This window comes from Stenotrophomonas sp. yr243, from assembly GCF_900184195.1.
Taxonomy (GTDB): Bacteria; Pseudomonadota; Gammaproteobacteria; order Xanthomonadales; family Xanthomonadaceae; genus Stenotrophomonas; species Stenotrophomonas lactitubi.
Window position 1 is genome coordinate 122,854 of sequence record NZ_FXWT01000002.1, and the last position, 15,825, is coordinate 138,678.

The 15,825-nt window shown below is 65.1% G+C and carries 13 protein-coding genes and 1 pseudogene; 7 read left to right on the plus strand and 7 right to left on the minus strand.

What is annotated here, in order from left to right:
- Nucleotides 1-96: 96 nt before the first annotated feature.
- From QOL57_RS07405 to QOL57_RS07415, 3 genes are all read right to left on the minus strand, one after another.
- Nucleotides 97-507 carry a VOC family protein gene (locus QOL57_RS07405; protein WP_089236447.1) on the minus strand — a complete coding sequence of 137 codons (411 nt, stop codon included), beginning with the start codon at nucleotides 505-507 and terminating at the stop codon, nucleotides 97-99.
- Between the two features lie 139 nt (nucleotides 508-646).
- Nucleotides 647-2,017 (minus strand): amino acid permease, encoded by a 1,371-nt coding sequence (locus QOL57_RS07410; RefSeq protein WP_089238054.1) that lies wholly within the window; start codon nucleotides 2,015-2,017, stop codon nucleotides 647-649.
- 81 nt (nucleotides 2,018-2,098) lie between these two features.
- Nucleotides 2,099-2,833: an AraC family transcriptional regulator gene (locus tag QOL57_RS07415; protein WP_089236448.1), complete on the minus strand. Its 735-nt coding sequence runs from the start codon at nucleotides 2,831-2,833 to the stop codon at nucleotides 2,099-2,101.
- Nucleotides 2,834-2,950: 117 nt separating this feature from the next.
- Here QOL57_RS07415 and QOL57_RS07420 point away from each other — a divergent pair, with 117 nt between their 5' ends.
- On the plus strand, nucleotides 2,951-5,047 hold the full coding sequence (locus QOL57_RS07420; RefSeq protein WP_089236449.1) for a catalase: 2,097 nt from the start codon (nucleotides 2,951-2,953) through the stop codon (nucleotides 5,045-5,047).
- 21 nt (nucleotides 5,048-5,068) lie between these two features.
- Nucleotides 5,069-5,254 (plus strand): annotated as a pseudogene (locus QOL57_RS07425) (hypothetical protein); the annotation flags it as partial.
- A gap of 20 nt (nucleotides 5,255-5,274) precedes the next feature.
- On the opposite strand, the gene QOL57_RS07430 reads toward QOL57_RS07425, so the two are convergent.
- Entirely contained in the window at nucleotides 5,275-6,018 is a 744-nt protein-coding gene (locus QOL57_RS07430; RefSeq protein WP_089236451.1) for an alpha/beta hydrolase, read from the minus strand.
- 140 nt (nucleotides 6,019-6,158) lie between these two features.
- On the opposite strand from QOL57_RS07430, the gene QOL57_RS07435 reads away from it, so the two are divergent.
- On the plus strand, nucleotides 6,159-6,698 hold the full coding sequence (locus tag QOL57_RS07435) for a hypothetical protein (protein WP_089236452.1): 540 nt from the start codon (nucleotides 6,159-6,161) through the stop codon (nucleotides 6,696-6,698).
- 219 nt (nucleotides 6,699-6,917) lie between these two features.
- On the opposite strand, the gene QOL57_RS07440 is transcribed toward QOL57_RS07435, so the two are convergent.
- Complete coding sequence (locus QOL57_RS07440; protein ID WP_089236453.1) at nucleotides 6,918-9,044, minus strand: methyl-accepting chemotaxis protein; 2,127 nt, start codon at nucleotides 9,042-9,044, stop codon at nucleotides 6,918-6,920.
- Nucleotides 9,045-9,262: 218 nt separating this feature from the next.
- On the opposite strand from QOL57_RS07440, the gene QOL57_RS07445 reads away from it, so the two are divergent.
- From QOL57_RS07445 to QOL57_RS07460, 4 genes are all read left to right on the plus strand, one after another.
- Nucleotides 9,263-10,606: an AAA family ATPase gene (locus tag QOL57_RS07445; protein WP_089236454.1), complete on the plus strand. Its 1,344-nt coding sequence runs from the start codon at nucleotides 9,263-9,265 to the stop codon at nucleotides 10,604-10,606.
- Nucleotides 10,593-11,975, plus strand: a complete 1,383-nt coding sequence (locus tag QOL57_RS07450; protein ID WP_089236455.1) for a hypothetical protein — start codon at nucleotides 10,593-10,595, stop codon at nucleotides 11,973-11,975. The genes QOL57_RS07445 and QOL57_RS07450 overlap by 14 nt, the downstream gene beginning before the upstream one ends.
- Before the next feature lie 90 nt (nucleotides 11,976-12,065).
- Nucleotides 12,066-13,022, plus strand: coding sequence for a L,D-transpeptidase family protein (locus QOL57_RS07455; protein WP_089236456.1), 957 nt, complete (start codon nucleotides 12,066-12,068; stop codon nucleotides 13,020-13,022).
- 4 nt (nucleotides 13,023-13,026) lie between these two features.
- Nucleotides 13,027-13,671: a M23 family metallopeptidase gene (locus tag QOL57_RS07460; RefSeq protein ID WP_089236457.1), complete on the plus strand. Its 645-nt coding sequence runs from the start codon at nucleotides 13,027-13,029 to the stop codon at nucleotides 13,669-13,671.
- 30 nt (nucleotides 13,672-13,701) lie between these two features.
- Here QOL57_RS07460 and QOL57_RS07465 read toward each other — a convergent pair whose 3' ends face one another.
- Together QOL57_RS07465 and QOL57_RS07470 are read right to left on the minus strand one after the other, a co-directional pair.
- The gene (locus QOL57_RS07465; protein ID WP_089238056.1) at nucleotides 13,702-14,340 is read right to left on the minus strand and encodes a hypothetical protein; all 639 of its coding nucleotides are present in this window, start codon (nucleotides 14,338-14,340) and stop codon (nucleotides 13,702-13,704) included.
- 106 nt (nucleotides 14,341-14,446) lie between these two features.
- Nucleotides 14,447-15,739 carry an adenylosuccinate synthase gene (locus QOL57_RS07470; protein ID WP_089236458.1) on the minus strand — a complete coding sequence of 431 codons (1,293 nt, stop codon included), beginning with the start codon at nucleotides 15,737-15,739 and terminating at the stop codon, nucleotides 14,447-14,449.
- Nucleotides 15,740-15,825 lie beyond the last annotated feature (86 nt).

A 15,825-nucleotide genomic window follows, 5' to 3' on the forward strand; every position in this document is an offset into this window, starting at 1 on the left:
CGGGCCGTTTTCGTTTCCATCCACGCATGGCGTGGATCTACTACCTGCCATGGCGCACTCTTCAGTAGATCCACGCCATGCGTGGATGCTTTGCCATCATGGGTCGGGCACCTGCCCCAGGCTCAACTGCCACGACACGCCGAAGCGGTCCTGCACCCAGCCATAGCGGCTGCTGAACTCGTAGTCGCCCACGGGCATCAGCCAATGCCCGCCATCGCCCAGCACGCGAGCGGCACGCTCGAACGATTCGGCACCCGCACATTCCACGAACAGCGACATCGAGGGCGTGAACGTGAAGTCGTGCACATCCAGGCTGTCGAAGCACAGGTAGTGGGTGCCGCCGAGCAGGAAAATGGCCTGGCGGACCTGCCCGGGCACGCCCGCGCCCGCGCCGTCCGCATGGCGTTGCAGGGCCAGCAGGCGGAATTCGGCGAAGGCTTCGGCGTACAGGGCCAGCGCGGCTTCGGCCTGGCCGGTGAACATCAGGAAGGGACGGCTGCGCAGCATGCGGTGCTCCCGTTCGTCGGGCCGGTGTGGCCCACGCGATCAGGATGGCACGGCCGATGTATGCCTGCTGTAGAGCCGAGCCCATGCTCGGCTGGCGGCCGCGCAAACAGCAGCCGACCATAGGGTCGGCTCTACAGGATCAGGCCTCGCGCATGCGCCGGGCAATGGCGCTGCTGGCCGCGATGGTCGCCGTCAGCGCCACCATCGACAGGAACTGCAGGCGCGTATGCGCCTCACTCAGCAGCAGGCCGAAGATCAACGCCAGGATGCCCAGCGCGCACACGGTCAGCCACGGGAAGCCGGCCATGCGGAATGGCAGGCGCGTGCCCAGGCGGTCGGCGCGACGTCGCAGCACCAGCTGCGAAACCAGCGACAACGTCCAAACCAGCAGGCAGGTGGAACCGACGATGTTCAGCAGCACCGGCAACACCTTGTCCGGGAACAGCAGTTCCATGATGGTGGCAGCAAAGCCGAACAGGACGCTGGCCAGCACCGCGATCACCGGCACCTGGCGCGGGTCGGTCCAGCCCAGCACGGCCGGTGCTTCGCGGCGTTGCGCCAGCGAATACATCATGCGCGAGGCGCCGTAGAGATTGGCATTGAGCGCCGACAGCAGGGCGATCACTGCGATCAGGGTGATGGCCGTGGCCGCACCCGGAATATTGGCGACATCGAGAACTGCGGCGAACGGCGATTTCAGCGCTTCGCTGGTCCACGGCACCACGGCGATGATCACGCTCAGCGAACCGATGTAGAACACCAGGATGCGCCAGGCCACGGTGCGGATGGCACGGGCGATGCTGCGCTCGGGGTCCTCGGTTTCCGCCGCCGCGACGGCCACGATCTCGGTGCCGCCGAAGGCGAACACCACCACCAGCAGCGCAGCGCCGATACCGGCCAGACCCTTCGGTGCGAATCCACCGTGCTCGGTGAAGTTGCTCAGGCCCGGCGAGGCCACCTGCGGCAACCAGCCCATCAGCAGTGCCACGCCAACGGCGATGAAGGCCAGGATCGCCGCCACCTTGAGGATGGCGAACCAGAATTCGAACTCACCGAAGTTCTTCACCCCGAGCAGGTTGATCGCGGTGAAGAACAGCATGAATGCCAGTGCTGCCATCGGTACCGGCACCACTGGCCAGACCGTGGCCAGCAACCCGGCCGCGCCCACCGCCTCGGCGGCGATGACGATGACCAGCTGCACCCACCACAGCCAGCCCACGGTGGCGCCCGCGGTGGCGCCCATGGCATCGCCCGCATACACCGAGAACGCACCGCTGGTCGGCTTGGCGGCGGCCATTTCGCCCAGCGCGTTCATCACGATGATCACCAGCGCACCGGCCACAAGATAGGACACCAGCACCGCCGGGCCCGCCGCCTGCACGCCCACGCCGGAGCCGAGGAACAGGCCGGCGCCGATGGCGCTGCCCAGCCCCATCATGATCAGCTGGCGTGGCTTGAGCGAATGGCCGAGGCGGGAGGGCGAAGCGGTCTGATCGGGAGTGGCGGGCATCGGCAGGGCTGGCGGCGGCGACAAGGGCGACACCTTACCGTGTCCAGCCGCCGCGGGGATAGGCACAGCGCAGCAGGGAACTCAGGCCGGTACCGGCTCGCCGACACTGCCGCCGACATTCCCACCAATACGGGCGCGGTAGGCGCGCGGCGAGAAACCGGTTTCAGCCTTGAACTTGCGGGTGAACGCGCTCTGGTCGCTGAAACCGCAGGCCTGGCCGATGCAGGCGATGCTCTCGTTGCCATGCAGCAGGTGCATGGCCATCTGGATCCGCAGCCGGGTCAGCACCTGCTGCGGGGTCATCTGGAACACCTTGCGGAAGCTGCGTTCCAGCTTGGACAACGAGAATCCGGTGATGTCCAGCAGGGTCTGCATGCGCACGTTCTCGGCGTAGTGCGTATTGAGATGGGCCAGGGCCAGCCGTAGCTGCTCGTACTGGGTGCCCAGGCTGTCCTTCTGGCCGAGGTCGCGGGAGATGCCGATCAGCCCTTCGACCTGGCCGTCGACCACCAGCGGGCGCTTGCAGGTCAGGCACCAGCCCGGTTCGCGGTTGGCGAACAGGTGCAGTTCCATCAGGTTCTCGATCACCTCGCCGGACAGCACGCGTGCGTCCTGGTCGACATAGTCCGCACTCAGGCCGGTGGGGTAGATCTCGGCCGCGGTGCGCCCGATCACGTCCTTGCGCGCACGCAGGCCCAGCCGTCGCAGCATGGTCTGGTTGACGTAGGTGTAGCGGCCCTGGCGGTCCTTCATGAAGAACAGCACGTCCGGAATGGCGTCGAACAGGGCTTCGATGTCGGCGGGTTCGACTCGCATGCGGCAAGCATACCCGAGCCGCCGATTTGTCTGCGCGTTCACTCCCACGGGACCGTGCATTAACACCGACGGCGCCAGTGTCTGGGGTCTGCCCCTACCCGCTCCAGGAGATCCTCCATGGCCGCCAGCAAGCCGACCGGCAAGCGCGCTCCCGCCACTCCCTCCGCCGACCGTGACAGCCGCGGCCAGGGCGATGAACTGCATCAGCTCGCAGGAGGCGCCCATCCGGTACTGACCAGCAACCAGGGCATCCCGGTCGCCGACAACCAGAATTCCCTGCGCCAGGGGCCGCGTGGCCCGGCCCTGCTGGAAGACTTCCTGCTGCGCGAGAAGATCACCCACTTCGACCACGAGCGCATTCCCGAGCGCATCGTCCACGCGCGCGGCTCGGCCGCCCATGGCTTCTTCGAACTGACCAAGTCGCTGGGCAAAGTGACGCGGGCGAAGATCCTCACCGAGGTCGGGGTGAAGACGCCGGTGTTCACCCGTTTCTCCACCGTCGCCGGCGGCGCCGGCTCGGTCGACACCCCGCGCGACGTGCGCGGCTTCGCGGTGAAGTTCTACACGAAGGAAGGCAACTGGGACCTGGTCGGCAACAACATCCCGGTGTTCTTCATCCAGGACGCGATCAAGTTCCCCGACCTGATCCATGCGGTGAAGATGGAACCGGACCGCGCGTTCCCGCAGGCCGCCAGCGCGCACGACACGTTCTGGGATTTCGTCTCGCTGATGCCCGAGTCGATGCACATGATCATGTGGGCGATGAGCGACCGCACGATCCCACGCTCGCTGCGCACCATCGAAGGTTTCGGCATCCACAGCTTCCGCCTGCTGGATGACGAAGGGAACTCCACTTTCGTCAAGTTCCACTGGCGCCCGAAGCTGGGTCTGCAGTCCACGATCTGGGACGAGGCGCTGAAACTGCAGGCCGCCGACAACGATTTCCACAGACGCGACCTGTTCGAGGCGATCCAGCGCGGCGACTTCCCCGAGTGGGAGCTGGCGGTGCAGTTGTTCAGCGAGGAACAGGCCGACGGCTTCCCGTTCGACCACCTGGACCCGACCAAGATCATCCCCGAGTCGCTGGTGCCGCTGCAGGTGATCGGACGCATGGTGCTGGACCGCTGGCCGGACAACTTCTTCGCCGAGACCGAGCAGGTTGCGTTCTGCCCGGCCAACGTGCCGCCCGGCATCGACTTCAGCAACGATCCGCTGCTGCAGGGGCGTCTGTTCTCCTATCTGGATACCCAGCTGATCCGCCTCGGCGGGCCGAACTTCAACCAGATCCCGATCAACGCACCGAAGTGCCCGTTCGCCAACCACCAGCGCGATGGCCACATGCAGATGCAGGTGCCGAAGGGACGCGTAGCCTACGATCCCAGTTCGCTGCAGGAGGACAGCCCGCGCGAAACGCCCGCCGGATTCCGCAGCCACGCCAGCGCCGATGACGGGCGCAAGGGCCGCACCCGTGCGGAGAGCTTTGCCGACCACTACAGCCAGGCACGGATGTTCTTCCGCAGCCTGGAGAAACCGGAGCAGGCGCACCTGGCCTCCGCGCTGGTGTTCGAGCTGTCGAAGGTGGAAACCGAGAAGGTGCGCGTGCGCACCGTCAGCCATCTGCGCAATATCGACGAGGGGCTGGCCAAGCGCGTGGCCGACGGACTGGCCCTGCGTACCCTGCCCGACCCGGCACCGACGGCAACCCCCGCGCAGGATCTGCCCGCCGCACCCGAAGTACGCGTGATCGGCCGCAACAAGCCAGTGCTGCAGGGGCGTTGCGTCGGCATCCTGTTCGATGAAGGTTCCGATGCACGAGTGATCGCCAACCTGCGCAAAGCCGCTGAAAAGGCCGGCGCCAGCGTCAAGCTGGTCGCACCGAAAGTCGGCGGCGCCACGCTCAGCGACGGCAAGCTGCAGGCCGCCGATGGACAGCTGGCCGGTACCCCGTCGGTGGTGTTCGATGCGGTGGCCGTGGTGCTGAGTGCCGATGCTGGCAAGGCGTTGGCCAAGGAAGCGGCGGCCGTAGGCTTCGTCAGCGACGCCTGGGCGCATCTCAAAGCGATCGCCAGTGACGAAGGTGCACAGGCCCTGCTGAAGGCAGCGCGTGTCGGCAACGATGCCGGCACCGTCGAGGCCGAAGACAGCAAAGCCTTCCTCACCGCTGCCGCCACCCGCCAGTGGGCGCGCGAGCCGAAGCTGCGCCTGCTGGCCTGATCATCCAACAGGAGAACTCCCATGCCCCGTGGTGACAAATCCGCCTATACCGACAAGCAGAAACGCCAGGCCGAGCATATCGAAGAGAGTGAGCGCGAACGCGGTGCCAGTGAAGGCACCGCCGAGCGCATCGCCTGGGCCACCGTGAACAAGCAGGATGGTGGCGGCAAGCGCGGCGGCAGCGCGCGCAGGAGCACGAAGAAGGCAGCGCCTGCTCGCGCCCGCAGTTAGTCAGCAGCCGGCAACACCCTCACCCAACCGGCCACCACGGCGGCGGCCGGTTCGGCACAAGCCTGCAGCAGCAGATGCGGCCCTTCCAGTGCAACGTGCCGCGCATCCGGCAACAGGGCCTGTAACTCGGCCACGCTCGGCGGCCACAGCAACCGGTCCTGACGCGCCTGCAGGCACAGCGTCGGCACCGCGATCCGCGGCAGCAGTGCGCGTACGTCCACCCGCAGGGTTGCTGCGGCGCGCTGCCGCAGCGTGGCGGCCGGGATCTGCGCCAACGCATCGCGCAGCATCGACAGGTGCTCGCGGGTGCACCATTGCCCCAGCAGCAGGCGTGCCAGCAACGCTACGGGAGGCATCGGCCAGGCCGGCGACAGCAGTGCCGCGCCGGCTGCCGGTAATGGCACGGGCCGACGTGCGAAGGTCGCGGCCAGCACCACCCCGCGTAGCCCGGGCGGATGCCGCGTGGCGAGTTCAACCGCCAACGGGCCCGAGAAGGACTCGGCAAGCAATACGAATGGTCCGTGTGGCAACCGTGGCCACAGCCCCTCGGCAAGCGTGGCGTAATCCTGGGCTCCCTGCGTAGGCAGTGCGATGGCCTGCGTTGTCAGCCCATGAGCCTGCAGGGCGGACAGGAACGAGGTCGACATCCTGCCGGTGCCATCCAGGCCTGGCAGCATCAGTACGTGCAGCGGCGCAGCCGACGCATCGCCGCACTCCTTCTCCTCGTTTCCGGTTTCCATGGCCCCTCCTTTGCTGGCAAGCATCGCCCGGATCGGCAGGCCGCGGAAGCTCCTGCTCTGCTCTTGTTCCGCTGCGTCGGTCAAGGTTGCGCGATACTGCCGGCTCCGCCGCAGGATGCGGCTACCAAGGAGAGTCGTTGATGCGATGGACCTACGCACTGGCCATGATGGCCCTGATGCTGCCACTCACCACCTTTGCCAGCGATGGCTGGATAAATGGCGACGGCAAGGCGGTTCCGCAGACCGATGCCATGAAGTCCAGGGATGGATTTGCGGCATCGCTGCTGGTCACCTCCGACGCCGATTGGCGGGCCAAGTGGGAAACCCCAGCCGACACCACGCCGAACTTCACCGAGGCCAGCGACGTGCGGCTGGGCGGAGAGCTGTTCGTGCTGACGTTCCTGTCCAACCCGCAACTGGACGAGGATGGCGCCGCCAAGGTCCACTGCGACGTGCGCATGCTGCGCCCGGACGGCAGCACCAGCGCGGATGAGCGCGATGTTCCCTGCTTCACCGCTCGTCTGCCGGGTCCACCCACCCTGTTGTACATGACCAACGTGCAGCTGAAATTCGTCGCCGAGCCCGGCGATCCGAAAGGTACGTGGACTGCGCAGGTGGTGGTCAAGGATCTGCTGCGGGGTGTGAACCTGCCACTGCAGGCGCGCTTCGACGTCCGTTGAAGCATGGCCAACAGATGAAGACGCGACGGGTGATGAGCTGGACTGGTCGACCGCGTATGCGGTGCTGGTGCCGCCAACGCTGCTGTTGCTGTACGCGGCCGGTTGGTTGATCGAACGTGCCGCGCGTGGGCGCTAGCTGTGCCCATCCGTTGGACACATCGACGCCCTGCATGCGGCCATCGCATGCAGGGCGCCATCCAACTTCCAGCTACGGACTGCTTAAGCCGCGCGCGCAGCCACGGCAGGCCTGCGCACACCCTGTTCCAGCTGGAACACCGACACCGACGTGGTCAGTGCATGCGCCTGCTCTTCCAGCGCGCGGCTGGCAGCGGTGGCTTCTTCCACCAGGGCCGCGTTCTGCTGGGTCACCTGGTCCATCTGCACCACCACCTGGTTGACCTGCTCGATACCGGCGGCCTGTTCCTTGCTGGCGGCGGCGATGTCGCTCATCAGCAGGGTGGTACGCGAACTGGCCTGCGCCACGCGCGCAATGGCGGCTTCCGACTGCACGGTCACCGCCAGGCCGCTCTGCACCTTGGCGGCGGCGTCCTCGATCAATTCCTTGATCTCCTTGGCAGCGACGCCGGCACGCTGTGCCAACGTACGCACTTCGCTGGCGACCACCGCGAAGCCGCGACCCTGTTCACCGGCGCGCGCCGCTTCCACCGCGGCATTCAACGCCAGGATGTTGGTCTGGAAAGCAATGCCATCGATCACCGTGGAGATTTCCGAGATGCGCGCGGAAGACTGATCGATCTCGCCCATCACCGTGGCCATCTGCGCCATGGCCTGCTCGGTCTCGCGCACGGCAACGCCGGCCGCATGCGCTTCGCTGTCGGCTTGGCGCGCCAGCTCAGCGTTCTGGCGCACGGTCGAGGTCAGTTCTTCCATCGAGGCGGCAGCTTCTTCCAGATTCGCAGCCTGTTGTTCAGTACGGCGCGACAGATCATTGTTGCCGGCCGCCAGTTCCTGCGCTGCGTTGTTGATGCTGTCGGCGGCCACCTGGATGCCACGCACGATACCGGTCAGCTGTGCGGTGGTGGTGTTGGCATCGTCGCGCATGCGCGCGAAAACACCTTCGTACTCACCTTCCATGCGCGCAGTGAGGTTGCCATGCGAGATCGCGCGCAGCACGTCGGAGACATCGGCGATGCTGGCCTGCGAACTGGCCATCATGCCGTTGAGGTGGTTCACCATCGCCTGGAACTGGTACTGGAACGCCGCAGCGTCGCCACGCATGCTGAAATCGCCGGCGCGCGCGGCACGGGCCAGTTCATCGATCTGCGCGTTGATCGCCATCAGGCTCTGCTTCACCGCCGCCAGGGTGCGGGTCAGCGTGCCCTTCTCGCCCGGATACTCGGGCAGATCGCGGCTGAGATCACCGATGGCATAGCGCTGCATCACCTCGGCCATCAGCAGCTGCACCTGCACGTGCGATTCGACCAGATGGTTGGTGGCCTGCACCATGCGGCCGAAGTCGCCGGGGAACGCACTGGCATCCATCCGGTAACGGATCGCACCGGCTTCATGCTGTTCGGCCATCTGCAGCTGCGCGCCGATCGCCGCCTGCACACTCTGGCGCACGCTGGCCATGGCCTCGCCAAGCTGGGTCAGCTCGTCACGCCCGCCAAGACGGAATTCCTGGTCCAGTTCGCCCTTGGACAGGCGCTCGGCCAACTGCACCGCACGCGCCAGCGGGCCGGTCATGCTGCGGCCGATCAACACCGACGCGGCGATGCCGACCAGCAGGGCCACGCCGCCCAGCACAAGCAGCTGCAGCAGACTGCGCTCGCCCAGGCGGATCGCCTCGGCAGCCGCCTCGCGGCTTTCCTTTTCCTCATAGGCCACGCCATCGGCCAGGGCCTTGTTCCAGCCATTGGCCGCTTCCTGCACCGGGCCCAGGGTCAGCGCCACGGCAGCGGGGAAATCGCCCTGCTCCATCAGCTCGCTGGTCTGCTTGTTGAGCGGACGGGCGAGCGCACGCTTGGCGGCGATGGTCTCGCCGATCACCTTGCCCTCGGCATCGCCGGGCAGGGCCTGGTAGGCAGTCCAGCTGGCCTCGTAGCGCTTGACCAGATCGGCAATGCGCTGCTCGTCGTTGGCGCGCTCTTCGCCCTGGCGGATCAGCATCTCGCGGCGCACGACCATCATCTGGTTGTTGGCATCGAGCATCTCCGACAGCAGCCGTACCTTGGCTACGCCAACCTCGACCACCTGCTCCATCGCGCGCTTCTGCACGGTGGTGGCGGTAGCGCCGGTGGCCACCACGGCGGCAACCAGCAGCAACAACAGGCCAAAGCCAAGCCCAAGACGCCAGGCAACCCTGACGTTCCTCAAGTAGTTCATGGGGTGAATCCAAAACGGGGGGATGTGGCGTTATCGGCAGCTGCGTGATGTGGCTTGATGGCAGCCGCAGCATCCGTCCGGGTACGGTTCAGAGAGTTGATGGCGGCTATTCCCGGCGTAACTCACCCTAAAGTTATCCACCCTGCTGCCAAGGGTGCCCTCACACACCGGGCGCCCTTAGAATCGAATCCATCCTTGGAGATGAATGGATACGTCTGATGAACCAGGACTTTCCCCACCAGCTGATCATTTTCGGTCCACCGGGAACCAGCAAGAGTTACAAGGCCCGATACGAGAAGACTCCGATACTCGGCATCGACGCCGAGGAGGTCATCCCCGTGACCTTCCACGCCGAGTTCGGCTACGGAGATTTTGTTTCCCGGCTGTTGCCATTGTCCGAGGGCAACAAGGTCAACTACGAGGTGCATGCCGGCCCCTTCATCCGCGCATTGGCACTTGCCTGCCACCGTTCCGAGCATAGCCCGGCGGATTCGCCCCCTCGCAACGTTGTCCTGCTCATCGACGAGATCAACCGTGGCAACTGTGCGGAGATATTCGGCGACATTTTCCAGCTGCTGGACCGTGACGACAACGGACAATCCAGCTATTCCGTCTGCGCCTCGAAACTGACGGTGCAGGCGCTGACCGATGAAATAGGCAAGCTTGCAGATCGTGATGGCAAAGACTCCAGCGAGCTGATCGAACGCATCACCGAAGCGCGCATGCTGAGGCTTCCTGCCAATCTCTACCTGATCGGAACCATGAACACCGGCGACGAGTCGATCTTCTTCATGGACTCGGCATTCAAGCGCCGCTGGAACTTCGAGTTCAGTCCAGCCGAGTTCAGCGCGGTACCTGCCGTGCAGGCCAATGCAACGATCGAAGGCCACCCGTCGGTAACCTGGCAGAAGCTGATCGATGCGCTCAATGCGATGATCATCGAGAAATGCGCCTCGCCGAATCTCGACGACAAAATGATCGGCCCCTGGTTCATCAAAGCGCGTGTGGTCGGTGCAACGACACCGCCTGCGACTCTGGAGCAGAGTCATGCGGCATCGATTGCCGTACTGCGCAGGCTTGCCCCAGGAGTCGCAGAGCTCATGCAGGGCGCTGACAACAGTGACACATTCGATCGGGAATTCTGCAAACTCCGCGACGCATGCAACGACGAAACCCGCAAGGCCCTGGACACGCTTTCGGGCTTTGACGATTCCGCCAAACGCAAGCTGACGACCATTGGTTTCAACGGCACGTCCCTGTACTACAAATCGAAGAAAAAGTTCACGCAGGGAAAAGGCGAAATGCTCATCGAGGATTTTGTCGAGAAGCTTGCCAAGCTGGAAGAAGCCCATCCCATCGTCCACCACATTGCCGCCAGCGACATCGAAGGAAAACTGTTTCTCTACCTGTGGGACAACGTTTTCGAAAGGGACAAGTCTCCGCTCGCCGACTGGCTGGGAGTTCCGGCGCACTCGCTGAGGACCTTCGGACAGTTTGCAGCGTGTCGCGAGGCGTTCATCCGCGGCCTTTCCGGTCCGGCAGAGCTTCATGCAGCTGCATGACGTCAGCGTCGTAGCGGCCCAATCCGAAGCTGTGGGCCTCTTCGTGGAAAATGGCCGGACCGAACTTCGGGTACCGCATGGCGTGGCGACCGATACCGCGCCCCGCGACGCATTCCGCCTGCTCTACCTGGCGTTTTCGGCCTTCAAGAACGTTCAATCAAGCCCAAGGAGTGCGCATCAGCAGGATGGCGTTGAAGCGGACACTCTCGGACGAGGGCTTGCATCGGGCCCCGCCTCGTTCGTCGACGCATACAGTATCGACTCGCTGTTCAACCGTTCAAATCCATTGAGGCTGCTGTCGCTGCGGCCACAGATGGCGCAGCGGCAGGATGGCAACCTGCAGCATGCAGACCGCCATCTTCACCATGCGTTGTTCAACGACGACGACGCTCCCTTTTTCCCGAAGCTTCCTACTCGGCGTAGCGTATGCGAACGCGGGACTGCCGACATCGTCGGCCTGTACTTCTTCCTGGCTGAAGACTTCTACCGCAATCTGCTGCAGATCGATCCCGGCATCATGTGGGGACGCTTCGCCACAGATGGCGTGCAGCGTGCGACGGACTTCCGCCATCGTCATCTGCGCCAAGGCGACTCGTTGTATGAAGGTGATGCACTGGCGCAGGAGCTGCTGCAGAGGCGACTCCAGCAGCTGCTGAGAACATGCTACCGGCAAGCAACGCTGCGCAGCTCGGAGTTCCTTGCCCTGTACACGGCGCTGGAGCGCTACCTTCACCCCGCGCTCGCAGGTATCGTGCAGCAGGGTCAGATCTGGGGCATACGGGATTTCTGGCCTGTCTGGGAATCCATGTGCCTGCATGAGGCCCTGCAACAGGCCAGCGAAACACACGGCACTTCAATCGTCACCTGTGACAGTGCTCACCTGCCCCCCCATCCCATGACCATCGAGCACCGGGAGACATGGGATCAGCAACAACAATCAATGTTCGCCCACAATGGAATCTGCCGCCGGCCCGACCTGCTGCTGCAGCGCGGCTCCGAGATCGCCGTGGTCGATTTCAAGTACTACCCCAGCGCTCCCGCCTGGCACCAGCGAAGCGCCCGGGGGGAGGACGAGAAGGCGAAGCAGCTGAAAGAGAAGGAGCGGAAGGATCTGGACAACATCGAGTTGTATGGACTGCTTTTGCACCGTCACCTCGCTGCAACGGAGCCGGTATTGCCATCGATCACGCTGGAGTTCTGGCTCCCTGGAGGCGAAGCGGAGCGGATCGACATCCGCAGCTCACCGGCCTGGAATCCGCCGCTGGCCGTGATGACACTCCCCTCGCTGGACGTGATCAGGCGCTATGGTGAGGGCTATGCGTTGGCTATGCGAACCGGCAGCATGCGCAGAGCTGCGAAGGCTGCGTAAAGACGCATGGCTCAGGTGCGGGTCAGCCTTTTCACGCGGGCTGCTCGTGCGAGACTGGCATGGTGGAAGGGCATTCCTCTGGAGTCATCCATGCTTTCAGCCCGAGCCACCGTGCTGTCCCTCTCCCTGCTGTCGTCCCTTGCCTTTGCACAGGTTGCACCAGCTGGCCTCCCGGCCCCGATTGCTGAAAAGGCCGGGCCCGATGTGGCATCACGCTCCGCCCTGCACGCCCAGGTACTGCTGGACCGCGCGAATTTCTCGCCCGGTCAGATCGATGGTGAAGTGGGCAGCAACCAGCGGCGTGCGGTGTCCGGCTTCCAGGAGGCCCGCGGGCTGACGGTCAGCGGTGAACTGGACGACGCCACCTGGAAAGCCCTGCAGGCCGAGTCGGTTGGTCCGCTCGCCAGCTATACGCTGACCGCCGAAGACGTGGCCGGCCCCTTTGTCGCCATCCCCAAGAAGCCGGCCGAACAGGCAAAACTGAAATCCCTGGGCTTCAGCAGTGTCGAAGAATCGCTGGGCGAGCGTTTCCATGCCGCCCCGGAGCTGCTGAAGGCACTCAATCCCGGCGTGGATCTGAGCAAGGCCGGCAATCGCATCCAGGTGCCCAACATTGCGCCTGCCGCTTTGCCCAAGGCCGTCAAGCTGGTGGTCGACAAATCCGACTCCACCCTGCAGCTGCTGGACGCACAGGGCAAGGTGATCGCTCAGGTGCCGGTGTCGTCGGGCAGCGAGCATGACCCGCTGCCGATCGGTGAGTGGAAGATCCTCGGCGTGTACCCGGATCCGCCATTCCACTACAACCCGAAGCTGTTCTGGGACGCGAAGAAGGGCGATCGCAAAGCCACGATTCCGCCCGGCCCGAACAACCCCGTCGGCCGGGTCTGGATCGACCTGTCCAAGCCGCACTACGGCCTGCACGGCACACCGGTGCCCGGCCACGTCGGCAAGACCGAGTCGCACGGTTGCGTGCGCATGACCAACTGGGATGCGCTGCGCGTGGCCGCGGCAGTGGATACCTCAGTGCCGATCATCATGCAGGAGTGAGCTGATGCGACTTGCGCAACTGATCGTGCTGGGGCTGGTGATGGGCGTGGCCGCCGGGTGGTGGCTGCAGCGCGATGGCGAGCCGTCCGATGGTACGGCTGCCCACCCTCCTGCAGTGGTTGCAGTGGACCACGCACCTGCCCTGCCCGCAGAGCAGGCAGCGACGGCAATCGCTGCGCCCGCCCCTACAGCGACGAGCGACACACCCTCCGGTCTGCTGCTGCCCGTACAGGGCATTGCGTCGTCGCAACTGCAGGACACCTTCACCGATGCACGCAGCGAAGGCCGTGTGCACGATGCCATCGACATCATGGCCGCTGCCGGCACGCCGGTGCTGGCCGTGGCCGATGGCCATGTCGAGAAACTGTTCGACAGCAAACGCGGCGGCCTGACCCTCTACCAGTTCGAACCCAGCGGCCGCTGGTGCTACTACTACGCACACCTGCAGCGCTACGCCGACGGCCTGGCCGAGAAGCAGACCATCAAGCGCGGCGATGTGATCGGCTACGTCGGCAGCACCGGCAACGCCAACCCCGAGGCCCCACACCTGCATTTCGAAGTGCACGCGCTGGGGCCGGAAAAACAGTGGTGGAAGGGCAAGTCACTCAATCCCTATCCGCTGCTGAACAAAGCGGACGGAGGGAATTAAGTCGCAACCCGCACGGTTGTTTCTGGGCGCCTAGGCAGCGCGTGGACGCTGCCTGCGCAGCGCGATGGTGAAGATCACCAGTGCGATGCCTGGAATCAGGAGCAACAGCGCCACCAGTTTCCAGAAGAAGAATGGCCACAGCCAGATGTAATCCAGGTCGGTCAGCTTCAGGAGATCCAGCGGCGGTTGCAGCTCGACCGTTGCCGGCCTGCCGACCAGCGCCGGCTCCACTTCCAGCACGGTTACCCGCAGCCAGGATCGGCCACGGGGCAATGCGTCACCGCGGCCGTAGCCGAAGTATGGGGCGGTGAAAACAGCCGTTTCAACGGTTTCCACCCTACGCACGACATCCGTCGCGGGCGGACCTGATCGCACGCTCGCGCGGAAGTCCGCGCGCTCGTTGGGCGTTTCGATGCGCATCAGCACGTCGGGATCGAGGGCCGGGTCGGCAGCGTTGGGCGGGTAGCGCAGCCGCATCCGCAGGCGATCATCAATGAAGCGGTAGACCGCGATCTCCGCGCTCGCACCGGGGCTCAGCACCAGCGGCAGGGTCTGCGTGCGTGACGCCAGGTGGTTGGCCACAGCGCCCACCGCCAACACCACACAGGCGGCGGCCCACAGGCCCCAGAACACCCACAGGGTGATCCGCAGCACCCTGGTCCCTTTCACGCTGACATCGCCGGTCATCGGTCCGCTTCCCTGCTGGCACTGCGTACACACTAACGAAAAAGCCCCGCTTTCGCGGGGCCTTTCCTTCACGTCAGCGGGCGGTCGCTCAGGCGAACGGATCCTGCAGGACCATGGTGTGGTCGCGGTCCGGGCCGGTGGAGACGATGCTGATCGGGCAGCCGGCCAGCTCTTCCAACGAGCGCAGGTAGGCACGTGCGGCCGGCGGCAGGTCTTCCCAGTTGGTGATGCCGTGGGTGTTCTCGGTCCAGCCCGGGAACTCCAGGTACACCGGGGTGCACTCTTCCCAGCCCTGCGCGTCCAGCGGCGCGTACTCGGTACGCTTGCCGTTGTATTCGTAGGCGATGCAGACCTTCAGCTTTTCCATGCCGTCCAGCACGTCCAGCTTGGTGATGCACAGGCCGCTGATGCCGTTGATGGCCACGGCGCGCTTGAGGGCGACGATGTCCATCCAGCCGCAACGACGCGGGCGGCCGGTCGAGGCACCGTACTCGGCACCGCGGTCGCGGATGCCCTGGCCGATTTCATCGTCCAGCTCGGTCGGGAACGGGCCACCGCCAACGCGGGTCGCGTAGGCCTTGGCGATGCCCAGCACGTAGTCGATCGCGTCAGCGCCGACGCCGGCACCGGCCAGCGCACCGCCGACGGTGGTGTTGGAGCTGGTGACGTACGGGTAGGTACCGTGGTCGATGTCCAGCAGCGCGCCCTGCGCACCTTCGAACAGCACGCGCTTACCCTGCTTGCGCAGGTCATGCAGGATGCCGGCAACGTCCGACTTCATCGGCTGCACGTATTCGCCGAAGGCCAGCGCCTCGTCGAAAGTCTTCTGGAAATCGACCGCGTCGGTCTTCAGGTAGTTGGTCAGCACGAAGTTGTGATAATCCAGCGCGGTGCGCAGGAGTTCTTCCAGCTGCTTGGGGTAATGCAGGTCGGCGATGCGGATGCCGCGACGCGCCACCTTGTCTTCATAGGCCGGGCCGATGCCACGGCCGGTGGTGCCGATCGCCTTGCCGCCGGCCGCGCGTTCGCGCGCCTGGTCCAGGGCGATGTGGTACGGCATGATCAGCGGCGCGGCCGGGGAGATCTTCAGGCGCGAACGCACTTCCACGCCGGAGGTTTCCAGCTCGGCGATTTCCTTCTGCAGCGCAGCCGGCGAAATCACCACGCCGTTGCCGATCAGGCACAGCGCATCGTCACGCAGGATGCCCGACGGGATCAGGTGCAGGACGGTCTTCTTGCCGTTGATGACCAGGGTGTGGCCGGCATTGTGGCCGCCCTGGAAGCGCACGACCGCGCCGATTTCCTCAGTGAGCAGATCGACGATCTTGCCCTTGCCTTCATCGCCCCACTGGGCACCAAGCACTACGACAGACTGACCCATGACGGGTTCCTCTATTTGTTGCGGCCATCGGGGCCGCGGACGGGTAAACCGCAGCGGGGCTGGCCAGCGCTTGGGTGGCGGCTCCA